The sequence below is a fragment of the Maribellus luteus genome (genome assembly GCF_003576475.1).
Classification (GTDB): domain Bacteria; phylum Bacteroidota; class Bacteroidia; order Bacteroidales; family Prolixibacteraceae; genus Draconibacterium; species Draconibacterium luteum.
The window spans coordinates 95618-113096 of sequence record NZ_QWGR01000006.1 but is presented as its reverse complement, the minus strand read 5'-3'; the positions used below and the strand labels follow the sequence as shown (position 1 = coordinate 113096).

Sequence of the window (17479 nt, the reverse complement as noted above, 5' to 3'; positions counted from 1 at the left end):
ATTGTTTATTTTATTTCGCCCGAAAAGGGAATGGAAACATTCAAGATAAAATTCCGTCCCGATTCGGGTAAATTAATCAGCCTGTAATAGCTGGTATGATTAAAGTATCTGGTATTAAACAGGTTTTGTACCTGCAATGACAGTTTCAGGTTTTGTTGCCTGATTTTCACTTCTCCCCCCATTCCGAGGTTAACTGTCTGATAAGCATCTGTTGTTTCTTCGGGAGGCACAATGTTGTTTTGAGCGGCTGTTAAACGGTAATCAACCGAGGTGTAAGCATGCTGAAAAAACAGGAACTTTTCTTTCCGGTACTTCAGGTTAACAATTGCCGAAGCCGGCGGAGAAAACGGTAGTGTAAATCCTTTCTTCTCGCCCGACAACTGCTCCGAATAAACGTACTCCCCCATTATTCCCACCTGAAGCGATTTCAAAAGCTGGTAATGCGCATGCAACTCACCCCCCAGCCGAAAAACTTCACTTTGCTGATAGATATAAACCTGGTTCCCGTTTCCGTACAAACGATCGTGCTCCGAGGTTGGGTTCAGGTAAATATAATTCGGAAAGTAGTTCAGAAACGGCGTTATCCCCACTGCCAGTTTTTGAGAATGGTATTCCACGCCGCCATCCAACTGATACGAAACTTCGGCCGACAAATCAGGATTTCCCACCTCGTAACTAAAATGATGATAGTTCACCCCGTTTGCTGCCAGCTCTTTGGCAATGGGCATTCGAAAGCTTTTCCCAACATTTACTTTAAGTAGCCAGTGCTCGGGCGAGTAGCTATACCCTGCCGACCACGAAACATTGGAGAAACTTCGGTCTAAGTCCTGCGCCCGTTGCAAATACGAGCTGCCATTTTCGGTTGGCGACGAAAACCAGTCGTAATAAGCTTCTGTTTTAATCGTACCGTAATCGAAACGCAAACCGAACTGCAACAAGCTTTTTTCAGAAAAAGAATGTTTCGCAACCAGAAATCCGCCCAGCGTAAATTGCTGAAAAGCCGGAATAATAAATCCCCGCCCATCAATGCGATTCTCCTGGTATTCGCTGCTTATTCCGGCCGTATAGGTCGTTTGGGTATTTTGCTCCAAACTGGCCTTTAAAGTTCCAGTATACACATATTTATCAAATTCACGCTCCAAATCGGCCGCAAAGCTCATCGTATCAGGGAAAACGGGTGGCATGTATCCATGACTTGTGTAATAGCTTTTTTCCTGTCTGAAATTTCGCTGAAAACCCAAATCGGCTGTAAAACTGGTTTTTCCATATTTCCACCAGTTTTTATTGACCACTTTAAAATGATCGACCTGTTGAAAGGGATACAAAATATCGCGATTGGATTTATCGTGTAGTTCAGTGTCAACATTTCGTGGTTCCAAGCCGTGCGCATTGGCAAAAAAGCCACTCTTACTACTGATATTGCTAACAAAAAAACGGCTTTGGAACCGCGGTTTTACAATGCCGAACGATAAATGCCAGTTGCGTTCGTAACCCGCAGTATTTCGCAAGTGATTTTTGTAAAGCGGCACACGGTACGAATAAATATCAACGCTGTCGGCAGGCACTTTATAATCGCCGTAATCGAGAACAGTTGCCTGTAACCTTGCAAAAAACCAGTCCTTTCTTCCGGCAACCTCCACCGAAGTCCCCAGCAGGTTGTTGTTGGTCTTTCCAACCAGGTTTACCTCGCCGTTTATTGAATGGTCAACCGGCAGGTGATTTTGTTTGATATCGATAACACCACCAACGGCATCGGAGCCAAACATCAGCGAAGCCGGGCCTTTGATCACTTCCACATTATCAACAGAATATTGATCAATTTCCAGTCCGTGGTCGGCCCCCCATTGTTGTCCTTCGTGTTTTACTCCGTTTTCAACCACCACTACCCGGTTAAAACCCAGTCCGCGAATGACAGGTTTTGAATGCCCTGAACCAATGTCGATGGTAGAAACTCCCGGAAGCCGCTCCAGCGACTTCATCAGGCTTCCTCCCGCGTTTTGGCGCAGAAAATCATCGTTAACCACTTCCACATTCAGGGTTTCTTCCTTTTTACGTGTTTCAGCATAATTATCGGTAACCACTACTTCCTGCAGGTTGAGCGGCACAAACTTCAGTTTACAGTTAAAAGTTGAGTTCGAGCTGACCTGAACCGAATCCGTAAGCTCCCGGTACCCGATAAAAGACACCCGAACCTGGTATTTTCCTTCAGTTATTCCGTCGATCCGGTAATTGCCACGCGCATCGGAAACAACTCCCTTTTCTCCCGGGCTTACCACAATGGCAGCCCCTGGAAGTTCTTTGTTTTTCTCGTCGGTGATCTTGCCGGAAAGCACAAAAGTATTTTGAGCCGAAACAGCACACCACACAACGCTCATGCTCAACAACACGAGTATTTTCCTCATTTCAATAAAATTGAGTTCGTATAATTCTAAAAAATATGGGGGAAGAATGTTACGCTACAGATGGCGGCGCGCGGGGCGATTTGATGAGTACAATACAGGGAACAAACTTTTCAGTGACCGCCTCGTTCCTAGCTATTCTCACTGTCGGCACATAGCTCTCGGCCACAATATGAACCGCAACACTGTTTACTGAAAACTGGAAATCACAAACCGGGCACTGATCCTCTTTTTCGACAAGTCTCTCGCCCGATTGATTTTCCCGGTTACCAATGTGACAAACATGTGCTTCGTGGCAACAATCAGCTGATTCGCGATGGCCATGATGCCAGACGATGTGAAGGGGCTGGTACGTTATTGGAAACGCAAAAACCACCCATAAAACCCAGGCTATATGTTGAATGTGTTTTGTCAATCTATTCGGCTTTCTCCTTGCACAGTTTGCAGGTTCCCTTTATTACAAAATCAATCTCTGAGCTGCTGAATCCTTCGGGCAATGCCGGCTTTTCGATGGTTACCGATTCCAGGCAAACCACCGAATTACATTCGTTGCAATAAAAGTGTGCGTGTTCATTCTTATGGGTAACCTGGTTATCGAGCGCATATTTCACCAGGTTGTTATCCACCACTATTTTGTGAACAATGCTGCTTTCAACCAGGGTTTTAAACGAACGATAAAAGGTTGTTCGGTCATAATTTCCAAACAATCGGTCGCGTATCTCATTTTCTGACAATGCTTTATCTGATGACATAATCACTTCAATTATGCCTTCGCGACAACTGGTACGCTTCAGATTATGACTATTCAGAATTTCCTTTGGATTCATTGTTGCAAACATATATCAAATGCAACAATGTTGCAAATATTTTAAAAAGTAAATTTGAAGATTATGAGGACTTGAATAAACAGGGTTTATAATTGAATAGAAAACTTGAACGTCATATTGTTTGTCAGTTGCGAACCAGCATTCCCGCCTACCGGACAAGCACAAGTTCGGCTAAATGATTTCAAGGAACAAAATCATAGCCTCATTGATTCAAAGAACGAATCATATAAAACAAAAAAGCGCTTAATGTAAGCGCTTTCTTATTGGTTATAACTGGTAAAATTCTTCCCAGCCTTTTCGTGGTGGCGGTCCCTGTAGCAATTCGTTGGCAACCGTATGGTTAGTTATCTGCTGCGTGTCACGGTCGAAAGTCAGTTTTGTATTTAAGCGCTGTGCCAGCGTACCTAGAACAAACACCTGGCTCAATGGCCCCGAAACCTCAAACGGCGACCGGGTCTTTTCTTCGCCTTTACACGCCAGCAAGAAATTCTTAAAATGGTTGGATGTACTTTCCGGAACTTCCGGTAGATTTTTCATCACCTTTTCAGCATTCTTTGATGGAAGAATCGATAGCGTACTTCCGTGTGAACCTCCTTTGAAGATCAAGTCTTTGCTATAAATTATCTTCCCAGGATTGAGTTTTCGCTTTTCAATCTGGCCCGTACTGGCAGCGGGAATATTGGAAGCCAGTTCCGATTCACCATAACCTTCAGGTAATTCCGGAAGATTATCCACCCCGTCGTACCAACTGATGGTAAGCGCCGGCATCCCCTTTCTTTTTGGGAATTTAAAATCGAGTGTGGTGGCTTGCGGATAAAACAACGGATTGTGCCCTTCGATCTTTACCGGGTCAACTTCGTAGGGCAAGCCCAGCTCCAAAAACTCATGAACCGTATCAATCAGGTGCGCTCCCCAGTCGCCAAGTGCCCCCATACCGAAGTCGTACCAGCAACGCCATTGTCCGTTAACAAAATCCTTGTTGTAATCGTGGTACTGAGCCGTTCCCAGCCAAGTGTCCCAATCCAGTGTTTCCGGCATTGGTTCAGCCTTTGGGAAAGTCTTCATCCCAGTGTCCCAACCATGCCATCTGCGTGCACTGTTCATATGGGCTACCACTTTTGTTACGTCTTTTATAATGCCTTTTTCCACCCAGGTTTTAAACTGAAAGTAATTTCCATCCGAATGCCCCTGGTTTCCCATTTGGGTGACCACCTTGTATTTTTCCGCCGCCTTCATCAATAAATCAGATTCCTGAAAGGTACGGGTCAAAGGTTTTTCGACGTACACACCTTTCCCCTGCGACATGGCCAGAATGGTGATTGGGAAATGTGAGAAGTCGGGCGTGCCTACAACTACAGCATCAAAGGTTTTCCCGGCTTTGTCAAACATCACCCTGAAATCCTGGAATTGTTTTACATCCGGAAATTCCTTGATCGAATCGAGCGTGTGCTTGGCTCCCATATCGGTATCGCACATGGCCACGTTGTTGGCCAAGCCGGTTCGCATAATATCTTTCAGTATCTGCCCACCACGGTTTCCTATTCCGCAAAAAGCCACATTTACTTTATCACTGGGCATAACACGGCCCGGCTTTCCGAACACAACGTGTCCCGGAACAATCGTCATTGCTCCCAGCCCCAGCATCGAATTCCGAATAAACTTTCGTCTGTTTGTTTGCATCTTTAATTGGTTTATCGTTAAAAAGGTCCTGATTTATAAAATCAGCTAATTCAGTTCTTTGATTTTTATGTTTTTAAAACGCACTTCGTCGCCATGATCCTGAAGAAGAATGTGGCCATCTTCGAAATTTCCAAAGTTTTCCCATTTCTGGTATTTGCTGTAATTCACCAGTGCCTGCCACTCCTGGGTATTTCTTTCGTATTCCACTACTTTAGAACCGTTTAAGTAGTGTGCAACGTGGTTTCCGTTTACTTCAATCCGTGCACGATTCCAGCTGTTTACTCCGTTAAATCTCTTTACCTGAAGAAAGGGATTGAAAAACTTTCCGTTGGCCGGAATCAGGTCGTACAGCGAAGCCAGCGTGCGATTGCCCTGCAATCCATTTTTTGCATCGGGGTGATTCTTGTCGTCAAGTATTTGGAACTCGCAACCAATGGCCGATCCTTCTCCTTTGTTAAGATCTGCCTGCACAAAATACTTTATGCCGCTGTTGGCGCCTTCTGTCATATTGAAATCCACCTCCAACACAAAGTTTTTATAGCGCTTCTCAGTAATGATATCGCCACCGTTTCCCGATTCTGCACCATCGGCTTTTTCAACTACCAATGTTCCGTCTTCGATACGCCATCCTTTGGCCGGGAACGACTCTGCTTTTGCTCCTTTCCATCCTTTGGTGGTTTTCCCGTCCCAAAGCAGCTTCCATCCATCATTCTTTTCGTTTTCGGTAAGCGTATTGGTTAAATAGCTTACTTCCCGCACATCATCGGGCATCTTCATACGGGCACTTTCCAGGTTTTCTGTCATGATCCGGATATTTTTCCAGCGAATGGTTTTACCCTCGTGTTTCTCATTATTCCCAATGGAATGTACCTGCAGTCCGATGAAACCTTCGGCAGTCAGGTCATCTACCAGGTTGGCCACCGGCTGACCGTTGATCCAGGTGCGTATACTGTTGCCAATGGCTTCCACACGGTATTTATTCCACTCGCCGTTTTTAAAAGCTCCTTTAGCGGGCTGGTTGTATTCCAGCGAGTAAAGCCAGCCGCGGCGTGCCTCATCGTAAATTCCGCCCGACCACTTTCTTTCCGAATCGTCGCACTCTACCTGGTAACCATGCACGCGGCCATCTTTGTAGTCTTTCAAACTATTGCTTCTGATCTGCACCCCGGAATTAAGACCGGACTCCATTTTCATTTCATACTCAAGAATAAAATCTCCGTAGTTTTTTTCGGTGGCCAAAAAGGTGTTGGGAGTACCTGTTTTACTGGTCCCGATTATCTCGCCGTTCTCTACCTTGTATTCGGCTGTTCCGTTTAGTACTTTCCAGCCCTTTAGGTTTTTACCGTTAAAAAGATTGGTCCAGTTGTTTTCTTTGTCAGCTTTTGCACTTACCAGAAATCCGGCAAGGATCAGCAAGGTGGTAAATTTTGTTAGTTGCTTCATTTGTTCACTATTTAGATTCTATGATTCGTCAGATCATGATTATAAAAGACTGGCTCGTTGATTCTTTAGTTATAATCAGAATGTGAATCTCCTTCAGTACTGAAGCGGTGACCTACTCAAAAATTGTATTTCCAAAGCGCCATTCTTACTACTTCTACTGATTCGTTACCGATTTAAACCCCAGCTCCGTGTACGTGCACGAAAATAGAAAAATTATTTAATTCCTGAAAGAGCCTGTTAACATTCTATTCAATGTTGAAAATGTGATTCCAGACTACTTTAATATTCTACAAACTTGTCCCTAAAACCTTTTAAAATGACATGAGCGTGTGAAACCCGAGCAAACAAGAAGATGGCAGTCCGTCAGCTGACGAATCTTTGAAAACAAACAATTTAATAGATGAAACTATTCTGTTAGTCAAGAAGAGTCTACGCTAAAAGTATGCAGGTCGCAAATAAAAAATACCGGGAAAGTATCCCGGTATTTTCATTGAGCCAACTAACAAATAGTAGTAAATAATAAATAGTTATTTAAGAAAATCACTTCATTTAGAAAGATACTTTTAACCAGGTACTGGAACGCATATCTTCGCAAAGCGATAATAATTCAGTTTTTCCTTCTTCCGGATTAACAAAGTCGGATAAACCAACACCAAAACGAATACCATCAGTGTTAAAATTGACCAACTCCTCTTTTGATAGCGTAATTGCCAGTTTATAACCGGAATCTGTAGCCGTTTCAATTACTTCAACCCCATCAGAAGAACCAGGTATCCAACTACCTTCTTTACCATCCCAACGAACAACCTCGCCTTTTGATGAAATCCAGAATTTGAAAATACCTGCGTCCACATCAAGTAAAGAGCGATTTGGCGCGTCAATATACAGGTAGATACCGTCTCCATTTTCCGTGCCTGCTTCAGCTAAAACCGGAGTCGGATCAATGGCTAGTGCATCCACATACAGGTTGGTTTCATCAATACCAAGACCTACCCGAATATTTGCTTCAGATTGTCCGCCCACAAAAATTGGATGGTTTTCAATCTCACGTTTATTTATCACGAGTTCATTTACCAGGTATCCTTTAATCATCCACGGTGCAAGGGTTTCATTGTTTTGAAAATCGGTAGAAGTTAAAGCGACCACAGAGCTGTCGTTAAAATACAGCAACGAATTCCCTACTGCCTCTGTATCCAGCGAGAAAGGGAAAGGCCGGGTACGATGTTTGAAATCCATCGCATTCTCGCTACTGATTGCGACTTCCATTATTTTTTTATCACTGGGTCTTCCGGCATTGGTTTCGTAGGCCAAAATAGTCTCGCCTTGCGGAAGTGATACTAAATCCGGAACTCCCATATTGTATTTTTCAGGCAGGATTTCATATAGAGCATAATCGCGGTCAGGCGTATCGCCGGTAATCGGATATGGCCAGTTATTGGTAATAGAACTGCGTACAACGTAGGGTTTGTAAGTTACGGTGTTGTTATCACCATAAGCAATCACAATATCGTTGTTCACAATCGTAGCTGAAGGACAATTGTTATTTTTATTTGCACGAGATGCTATAACCTTACTTCCCGTCCAGGCAGAATACATACCATCCGGGCCAAATTCTTCAACAGCACCGGACCATGTTTGTCCTCCATCGCCGGAACTTATCATTTCGATCCGTTGTTCTTCTATATCCACTGATAATTCAGTCGAACTCATCATCTCTAGATCCACAGAAGATGAACCGTTTGAAAAGTAAAGTTGAACTACGCCATCAGGAAGTTGCAAAAAATCAGGATGTTCGCACCCTAAATTTGTATATACTTCCTGAACAGGCTCCATAACAGTTCCATTTTCGGCAATGCGTCTCACTCGAATGGAAGCTGGAAATTCAATATCTGAGTCCGAAACGGTATATCTGTATCTAACTCCGCATGCGGCCAATAAGTCACCATTCTCTAATAGTACAATGGTCGGTTGCACCATCAAATCGGTATAAGTAAGCTCATATTCCCCATCATAGCCTTTATGTGTAGATTTTGAGAACAAGACCGAAGAATTATCCCAGGAAACACCATTGTTCAAACTTTTCTTCAGATGAATGCTTCCTGCTGATTCATATACCATTACCAGCGATGAATCAGAAAGACGGATCATTTCCGGACTACTCCCCTCATCAGCCAACTGCTGCAAAGAACTGTAGTCCCACGCAATACGAAGACCACTTACAGGCGTCATCTCTACCGGTGTATAAACATCATCTACAATAACCGGAACATCATCATCGTCGTCACGATCACAAGCAATAAAAAGTGTACTTGATGCAATCGCGAAATATATAATTGACTTATAAATTCGAAATATATTCATGATTCTAAATTGAATGTTGTTAATCATTAGGAGTTTTACATAAACGGAAGTCAGCGATGTAAATAACCAGCTGCTTTTCTTCATTATAATTCCATGTTACGCCATCTTCGTGTCCAATATTCACGACATAAACACGATTGCGCTTGTTGGAATTGTCCCCACCATCATTATTACTCATATTTATTGTATACTCCCGCCACGAATTTTGAATTTCGTCATCGGTCATCAAATCTTGACGACCGGCATCCCAACTCTCCTGTCCATAGTCACTATTTTGTCCAAATGACCATAAGCTGTTCATTGGGCGTATCCAAGGTGCCCGGAATACATGATATCTATTTCCTCCCACATTAGTTAGTAGTGATTTATCACTTCCAATAAACATTTTGAACTTCAGATACGGATAACGTTCATTATCAAAGCGCCATTGCCTGGGCAATGCAAAGAAGAAAGAAGGATTGTGTCGCTCAATGACACCACGGTAAATATTTTCACCATCACTCTGAATCAGTTGCTCTAAATGCAAGTCGACAGGTTTACCATTCACCATGTCGCTCTGTGGATCAAAATTAGTAATATCTGAAAGGCCTGGCCGAGGTAAAAAGTCGCCAGAGTAGGCAAGCTTCATATTCCAGTTTGTTGTCTGTACAGTACCGTTAGCAAAAAATTGCGGACCTACGAATACATGATCCGGGAAAAACGGATTGTCATTTGTAAGCAATTCTACCACACCTGACTCAACGTAAGGCGCCAGAAACTTATCAAAATCAAAACCCATTGATTTCGGGATGTATTTAATGTGGGTAATTTGCCCGGCATCCAACATATCTTTCAAAGTCTGGAGACTTTCAGGCCCGTTTATCTTGGATGGCTGATCAACCGGCATCAAAAATTCCTGCCATTCTCCTCCTCCAACAATACTATGTTCATTATTTCTTGCATAGGTCAAGGTTTCCAGTGTTTCAGGTAGTCCTTTGCCGGTGAGGTTAAGTGTTGAAACGTTTGGAAAGAAGAATAGATCCGCAAACGTGGTCATATTCATCGGATATACCAACTCGTTGATATCTTGCACTGCTTCAGTCGTAAATGTACTAATGCCGTTAGCTTTTAGGATTTTTAATTCCTGGGGAATAAATTGCTGTTCAGGTGTAGGCATTTGTACAATATAAGGCTTTGCCACTTCAAGCGTATCCAGCAGTTTAGAGCCATCTTCAAGGATTGGAAGTACCTTGTATTTCATATTGAAAGTCATTTCCTGTCCTGCAGGCAAATTGCCGCAATAAATACGAGGTTCCTTTGAACGTATACCATCCTGAGATTCCCCGTCCTTATCAGAATATTGAAAACTCAAACCATGGTACTCCATCATTATTGTATTCAAACCTGTTGGCCATTCCATAACCAAAGCATTTGGCGCCACCGAGACGGTTGGGTCTAAAATCCCCAATTTAAGCACATCCCGATCGTAAGAAGTATAAGGAATCAATGAAATTTCCTGTGGAATTGACCTCGATCCATATTCATCTTCGGTATAAATTTTAAACCGGTAAAGACGTGGTTCGGTAAGTCCGGTAATATTTACATATGAACAAACACTGTCTATTCTGATAACTGTAGGTTCCGGCGTGTTTTCATCATAAACCACCACCGTTTTCTTTGCCTTGCCCATACTAATTTTACTGGCCGGAATCCGTCCGTCTTTTCTCAAATCGATTTCGACTCTCTCGTAGCCAATAGTACCATAGCAAGTATCAAATGCTGCAGGATAAACGATCTCTTCTTTCGAAAACTCCTTTATATTATCGTAGATACTATCGACACACGAACTATATATCAACAAGGTCAGAAATATGCCAATAAATACACCGCCTAAACGGACAAGCGTATTTTGCTTTTTTGAAAATATCTTCATCATTTTTAGTCTTAATTAGTTATTAATAACCTTCAGATTTTCGCCCGTAAAGAGTAATTTCTGACAAACAATTACCATTTAGCGACTTATAGTTATCATTAAATCCTGCGATGGCTTCATAACGGAACCAACGCGTTGGTTTGGTGAATTTCGGAGACTCGGGATACATATATGCCATATCTCCCTGTCGTCCCAATATTCTGTACTGACGATCAGGTAAATCAACCGGGAAGGTGATTTTATGAGTAGTGATGGAGTCCCACTGCTGTGTTTCTTCATCCCAACGCCACATCGCATAAATTCCCACGTTTTCTCCGCGGTAATAATCTTCCCGTCCACTGTACTCGTTAGCTCCAGTGTGTCGGTACCGTTGATGAGTCACAATACGGCTTAACTCATAATAGTCACCTAAATCGATGATATAGTTCCAGGGCATATTTCCATCCCTTGAGTTTCCAGTACGCCCCCATCCGTAAGCATGCGTAAAATTGACAAAGGTTCCATCACTAACAATATCATCAATGGCCATGTAATCACGTCCTTCCAGTCCATTAAAAAAGCCCATTGGAACACCGGTATTTACCACTTCGCCATCTCTGTTTATAATGGTAGAGTCATTTGTGCCCGGGATTTGCCAAATATCTTTTGGTATTTTTAGATCTTCCAGCAATGTTATCGTTCCAAGATCAAGCGTATTACTTGTGTTTCCAAATTCGTCTTCCACCCTCACTTTTACGCTAACCGGTGCTGTTACCGAGAGCCCGGGATCGCGGATAAATCTTCTTTCTTCTGCTTCTCTTGAGGTATAGATTATATGACTTTCCTGTAACTGCCCCTCTGCATTTTGATAGGAGTAATCAAGAAAAATATTCATACTTTGCATCAAACCATTTTCCCAGTTGATGTAGAAAGAACTAAAACCGGCAATGCAGTAAACTGTACTGGCCACTTGCTTAACTGCCGGTTCCAAAGGCTCAACTACAACAGGAACTTTTTCGGATCGATTGCCTGCCCTATCTACCGCAAACAGCTGAATGGTATAAGGTTCTTCTGTATCAAAACCATAAACATCAATGTAGTTTTCGTAATAAGACACTGAGAACCACATTTCTTTTCCTTTCTTGTTTATATAAGTTGCATCAATAGAAAGAAGGTCTTTATCGTTGGGCTGCGTATAAAAAATGCGAGCTCCCCCATATGTTGGCTTATATCTGACAAACTGGGGAGTAGCCGGTGGAATATCGTCGCTGTATCCGATCTCGAAACGTTCATTTTCTTTACAGGCCCCAAAACCTAACAGAATAGCTGCCAGGATACTTATGTATATTTTCATTCTTTTTTGCATGAGATGATTCATTTTAGAATTTTTACTCTTGTTGAAGATTACCAACCTGGATTTTGAATAAGATTGGCATTGGTATTCATTTCATTTAAAGAAATAGGCCACAAATAATTACGGTTAAGAAATCTTCGGCGCTGTTTAACCTCCAAGCGGAAGAAATTCTGCTGCCCATAAGCATTCCCTGTCCACCCGGTTACTGGGGTGTTAAACTCAGCGGTTGCTTTTTTGTAACGAACTACATCCCAGTAACGGCTTCCTTCAAAAGCAAATTCGATGCTGCGCTCACTCATAATGATCTCTCTTAATCCATCCTTCTCCAAATGCCGGTTTAGATACATACTGTTACACAAAGTAGGATCAGACCATACTGCCTCAACATTTGGAATTCCAGCACGCTGACGCACTTTATTTATTTCTTCAAAAACCTCTTGTCCAGGTCCGTTAAGTTCGTTAAGTATCTCGGCTTTCATCAGGTAAAGATCGGCCATACGGATAATCGGATACGGAAAATGTATTTGACGAATCCAGCTTCCGGACTTTGATTCGGGGTGAACAAACTTCTGAACACCAACACCGCTCCAAAGAAAATCAGTGGGGCTAACACTCGGATCATATCCTCCCGGAGTCCCTCCATACATCTCTGTATCAATCCTGTACTGATGTCCTCTCCAATAACCACCTGTTATCCCTAAATTGGCATAGAAGCGAGGCTCACGGTTCAGATACATACTAACGGTCATAAATCCGGGCTGTAAAACTCCACGAAGCGGATCATACTCCTCAGAATCTTCTGCCGGAGTAGATATAAGGCGGTACATATTATTTTTATCAAACGTTTTATCTACCTCTATAGGCAAACCATTTTGCGTGTAGTACCTGGCTACCATTTGGAAAGTTGCTCCGGCCCAGTTATAAGAATTAGCTGTTGTTTCCTGCACTCCGTTTGTAAAAGTTCGAGGCAAACGAATGTTACTTGCATCCTGAATTGTATTGCTTTGCCCTGTAGGATAAGTACGCCCCCAAATACATTCCTTGTTCCACGGATCTACAATCAACATTCTCAGCGTATATATCCGTTTCAAAGCTTCAGGATTGGCGGCCCAATCTTCCGTATCAAATTTATAAGGCTGATCGTCATATTCATACAAACCAAATCCTTCGGTCTCGCAATTGTCAATTGCCTCATTTACTGCAACCAGTGCATCTTTCCATTTTTGTGTCCATCGCTCCGATCCTTCTTCATCCATCGGAAAATATGTTTCTCCGTCATGGTCGTAGAAGTCGCCATACAAATCCTTGTTTCCATTGAAAAGCGGACTTGCCCTAAAAAGTAAAATGCGTGCTTTAATGGCCTTTGCAATTGATTGATTGATCATTCCCAATTCATCTTCAAAGGTTTCGTCATCCAAATCAGGAATGGCCTCATCGATTAAATCCAGAACATAGTCAAAGCACTCATCGATTTTTGAGCGATTGACAAATAATTCATCTGAATGGGCATTGGGTTTAACGTTTTCTTTTACCAACGTAATAGGCCCGTAATGCTGAATCAATATAAAATGGTAATAGGCTTTCAGAAACTTTACCTGGGCAATCCACTGGGCTTTCTCTTCATCTGAAAGATCTTTCACCAAATGAATATATTCCAGAAAAGTATTGGCTGACCGGATGACTTCATACAAGTCTGTTGCGTAGTTAGATCCTTGCCAAAAACCAAGCAACGGACTTGTTGTATTTTGGTTCCCTTCCATAATACGTGTTCCGGCTAAACCACTTTGTGCTTTTGTTGCATCTCTTTGTCCCAACCAGTCGTCACCTAACAACCATTCGGAATTGTGTATAAGTTGATTATTCGGAATTCCTGCATAAACATTACTCAATGCATTATAAGCAGTTTCCTTGTTTGTAAAATAGTCTTCCAACGTAATCGTATTGTCTGGCACAATGTCCAGAAAGTCGCTGCAAGAGGAGAAGAAAAGTAAAACGATTGCCGTACTTACATATCTTCTGATATATTTATTCAATGCGTACATTTTATTTATTTTTTTAGTTAGAAGTTCAATTGTAATCCAACATTAAACCGTCGGTTAATAGGATAAGCTAATCCGTTTCCACGCATCTCGGGATCCCAAAGTTTAAAGGAGCTAACAGTAAAAATATTCTCTCCGCTGAAGTAAAGACGCAAACTATCCATTCCCAATCTTTTTGCAAATGGCAAGTTGTATCCCAGTTCTACGGTTTTAAGACGCAAGAAACTCCCCTCTCTTAACCACCAGGATGACTGCTGAATATTGTTATTCACCTGGTAGGTAGCCAACCGTGGCCAAAAAGCATGTACATCAGGATGTGTTTCGCTCCATGAATCACGGGCAATAATCTCTGGTGCATTTCGCCGGTTAACAAAAGGAGCTATGCCTTCGGGATTGATATAAAATGAAACTCTGGCATTCCCCTGAAAGAAAAAGGAAAAGTCAAAATCTTTATATCCTGCTGACATTCCAAAACCATACTGAATTTCGGGGACGGTCGGGTATCCCATCGGAATACGGTCGTTGCTGTTAATAACACCATCGTTGTTTACATCCAAATATTTGATGTCACCTCTCATATATGAACCAAATTCCTGTCTTGGTGAGTTATCTATTTCTGCCTGGTCAACAAAAAGTCTTTCGGCTACCAATCCCCATGTTTGATTAATAGGATGACCGATGGAACTTAAATATTTATCCCGGTAATTTTTCTCGTCTTTCTCCAGGTATTTATTGGTGGCATAAGTAAAGTTGGCTCTCGACATTAACCAGAAATCAGAATTAAAAGAGTATTTAAAGTCTAATGAGCCATCAAGGCCTTTGGACAATACTTTGCCAACATTTCCGTGAATTGCTGTTTGAAAGCCGGCAGTTTCAGGAAAGTTCTCGCGCACCATGTAGATATTATTACGATGGTCTTCAAACAAATCTACCTGAAGTTTCAATGCTTCATCCTTAAATAATCCCACTTCTATTCCAAGATTATATTTGTCGGCCACCTCCCACGAAATATCCGGATTGGCATAGCGGGCAAACTGAAACCCGGAGTAAGTCTGGCTAAATATTCTACCCCACTGGTAATCACCTCCGCCGCTTACAATTCGCGATAAATAAAAGAAACGACCTTCACGACTTGCAATGGCATCGTTACCTACCTTACCATAAGTAAACTTAAATTTCAATAAACTAATTGTATTCTTTAAGCCTGCTCCCCAAAATGCTTCGTTCGAGGGAATCCAGCCGAGTCCGTACGAAGGAAAGAAACCAAAGCGCTTTTTCCCATAGAATTTTTCAGATCCATTGTATCCGTAAGCATATTCCACGAAATAACGTTTATCGTAATCGTAGGAAAAACGTCCTGAATTTCCCAGGTTTCGTTCGGGCAAAGTATAATAAATAGAACCTCCTTGTCCGTTGGTCAGGATTTTTTGTTCTTTAATTCCAACGGTCATCAATGATACGGTATGCTTATCCCACGTTTTATCCCAGTTCAATCTGCCTTCAAAGTAAAAATGGGTATTACCATCCCTACTCGCCTCGGTATCACCAAGGTAAGGCACTGTATTGGGAGTAAGATTATAAAGGGTATAATTTTCAGTAAAAGAATCGTATTGCTCTAATGCATAATATACCGGAGCATATCTTCTGGCTCCGGAGTTGTAGTTCCATGTATTGGCAGAAGCTTTTAATTGCAGTTTCAAATCAGGAGTAATAAAATCCAGGTCTTGCATTAATGTAGCCTGCACCGAAATGGTACTTTCGTTGTTCTCCCGGTAACCACGAACCATCTCTGCAAACGGGTTGGTTTTCATTGGATCAGCATTACCAAAAAGAGTCCATCGGGTTGATAGATTACGTGCATCTGGCTTCCACACAGCAGGAAAATCAACAGGGTTGCTATCCATTACTCTGTTAAAAATCTCACTGGCACCGGTATAAGGCCCATTATATTTCTCAAAACGGCCATATATACGTGTGTCTAATTTGGTAGTAGGACTTAATAAAAAGCTCACATTACTACGTAAATGAACCCGAATGATGTTAATATTACTATTGAAATTATTAAGATTATCCTGGTTATCAACCTTTAACAATCCTGTCTCATGATCAACTCCACCCGCTACATAGTAGTGAGCCGACTTTCCCCCTCCGGATAGATTTATATTGGCCTTTGTGTTGGTGGTACCATTTTTAAACAGCATATCATACCAATCAACGTTCGGATAAATCATCGGATTATCGCCACGTTCCGTAGCCCTTATTTTCTCCTCACTATACCATGGCGGTGTAGGAATCTCATCTACGCCGTGCTCCATATCGTCGTAACGCGAAACAAGTGCCTCATTGTATAGACGCATATATTCCACACCGTCAAGCAGCTTAACCATTTTGGTAGGTTTTGCCACGTTAAAGTCAACACGGGCAGAGATTTTAACCTTTCCTTCAGCCCCGCTTTTTGTGCTTACCACAATGATTCCGTTTGCACCACGCGCTCCATAAAGTACGGTAGCCGATGCATCTTTTAACACCGAAAAACTTTCAATGTCATCTGGCTGAATGCGGGCTAAATCATTTGTACTGGCCTCAAAACCATCGATAAGGATAAGTGGATCACTTTTATAACCAAACGTTGTAACTCCGCGCACAAAAAACTGGGCATTATCGGCACCAGGCTCTCCGGTTGACTGATAAGATATCACTCCCGGAATTTTTCCCGCAAAGGCACTGGTAAGATTCGATGAAGAAATTTTCAGATCTGAAGCCTTAACTGTTTCAATAGAAGCAATTACACTTTCTTTGCGTTGTTTACCAAAAGCCACTACTGTTACATCATCCAGTTCTTCTGTCTTTTCTTTCAGTTTAACATTAATGGTGGACTGGTTCCCAACTTCTATTGTTTGACTCTCCATCCCAATAAACGAAAAAACAAGCTTATCTGATGGTTTAGCGTCAATAGAATATGTTCCATCATTGTCAGTTATCACGCCCCGCGTGGTCCCAACAATGGTAATTGTTACACCTGGTAGCGGAAGCCCTTCAAGGTCAGTCACTGTACCTTTTATCTTTGTATTTTGATCGGGCACCTGCGACTTTTCAACCGTCACATTTTTTGTCCCGATAACAATTTGCCGGTCAATTATTTTATAGGCCTTATCTGTGGATTTAAAAACTTCATCCAGTATTTTTTCTATTGACTGATTTCTTACATCAATGGTTATTCCATTGTCAAAGTCTGAAATCCCGTCGTAATAGACAAAAATAAACTCGCTTTGGCCTTCAATGGCATCAACAAAATCTCTAAAACTCGCGTCTTTTAGTTGTAAGGATAAAGCAGCGTTTTGTGAATACACACTTTTCCCCAAAAGCGTTGAAGTTGAGATAAAAAATAGAAGCAGACATAGTTTCATAGTCAGCAATAATTTTTCGTAGTTCCCAAAAATGGAAACTCCATGCTTGATTTTTTTCATAAATTTGTTTGTAAGTTT

At 42.0% G+C, this 17479-nt stretch carries 9 protein-coding genes and 1 pseudogene; all 10 read right to left on the bottom strand.

Features of this window, described 5'->3' with window-relative positions:
- Positions 1–5: 5 nt before the first annotated feature.
- Positions 6–2402 (bottom strand): TonB-dependent receptor, encoded by a 2397-nt coding sequence (locus D1614_RS12315; protein ID WP_119438249.1) that lies wholly within the window; start codon positions 2400–2402, stop codon positions 6–8.
- A 413-nt stretch (positions 2403–2815) separates the two neighbouring features.
- Positions 2816–3226, bottom strand: coding sequence for a Fur family transcriptional regulator (locus tag D1614_RS12310; RefSeq protein WP_162304486.1), 411 nt, complete (start codon positions 3224–3226; stop codon positions 2816–2818).
- 267 nt (positions 3227–3493) lie between these two features.
- Entirely contained in the window at positions 3494–4426 is a 933-nt protein-coding gene (locus D1614_RS12305) for a hypothetical protein (RefSeq protein WP_438268353.1), read from the bottom strand.
- Between the two features lie 6 nt (positions 4427–4432).
- Positions 4433–4804, bottom strand: a pseudogene (locus D1614_RS27830) (Gfo/Idh/MocA family protein); the annotation flags it as partial.
- A gap of 147 nt (positions 4805–4951) precedes the next feature.
- Complete coding sequence (locus D1614_RS12300) at positions 4952–6349, bottom strand: 3-keto-disaccharide hydrolase (protein ID WP_119438246.1); 1398 nt, start codon at positions 6347–6349, stop codon at positions 4952–4954.
- Between the two features lie 549 nt (positions 6350–6898).
- Positions 6899–8710: a hypothetical protein gene (locus tag D1614_RS12295; RefSeq protein WP_162304485.1), complete on the bottom strand. Its 1812-nt coding sequence runs from the start codon at positions 8708–8710 to the stop codon at positions 6899–6901.
- A 19-nt stretch (positions 8711–8729) separates the two neighbouring features.
- Positions 8730–10625, bottom strand: coding sequence for a DUF4998 domain-containing protein (locus D1614_RS12290; protein ID WP_119438244.1), 1896 nt, complete (start codon positions 10623–10625; stop codon positions 8730–8732).
- A 19-nt stretch (positions 10626–10644) separates the two neighbouring features.
- Entirely contained in the window at positions 10645–11955 is a 1311-nt protein-coding gene (locus tag D1614_RS12285; RefSeq protein ID WP_162304484.1) for a DUF4959 domain-containing protein, read from the bottom strand.
- A gap of 50 nt (positions 11956–12005) precedes the next feature.
- Entirely contained in the window at positions 12006–13997 is a 1992-nt protein-coding gene (locus D1614_RS12280; RefSeq protein WP_119438242.1) for a RagB/SusD family nutrient uptake outer membrane protein, read from the bottom strand.
- Positions 13998–14014: 17 nt separating this feature from the next.
- Complete coding sequence (locus tag D1614_RS12275) at positions 14015–17461, bottom strand: TonB-dependent receptor (protein ID WP_206610006.1); 3447 nt, start codon at positions 17459–17461, stop codon at positions 14015–14017.
- Between the last annotated feature and the right edge of the window lie 18 nt (positions 17462–17479).

Coding starts and splice junctions, on each gene's coding strand:
- D1614_RS12315 (WP_119438249.1), bottom strand. CDS start 2,402: ATGAGGAAAATACTCGTGTTGTTGAGCATGAGCGTTGTGTGGTGTGCT.
- D1614_RS12300 (WP_119438246.1), bottom strand. CDS start 6,349: ATGAAGCAACTAACAAAATTTACCACCTTGCTGATCCTTGCCGGATTT.
- D1614_RS12305 (WP_438268353.1), bottom strand. CDS start 4,426: ATGGGAAACCAGGGGCATTCGGATGGAAATTACTTTCAGTTTAAAACC.
- D1614_RS12280 (WP_119438242.1), bottom strand. CDS start 13,997: ATGTACGCATTGAATAAATATATCAGAAGATATGTAAGTACGGCAATC.
- D1614_RS12310 (WP_162304486.1), bottom strand. CDS start 3,226: ATGAATCCAAAGGAAATTCTGAATAGTCATAATCTGAAGCGTACCAGT.
- D1614_RS12295 (WP_162304485.1), bottom strand. CDS start 8,710: ATGAATATATTTCGAATTTATAAGTCAATTATATATTTCGCGATTGCA.
- D1614_RS12275 (WP_206610006.1), bottom strand. CDS start 17,461: ATGAAAAAAATCAAGCATGGAGTTTCCATTTTTGGGAACTACGAAAAA.
- D1614_RS12285 (WP_162304484.1), bottom strand. CDS start 11,955: ATGAAAATATACATAAGTATCCTGGCAGCTATTCTGTTAGGTTTTGGG.
- D1614_RS12290 (WP_119438244.1), bottom strand. CDS start 10,625: ATGATGAAGATATTTTCAAAAAAGCAAAATACGCTTGTCCGTTTAGGC.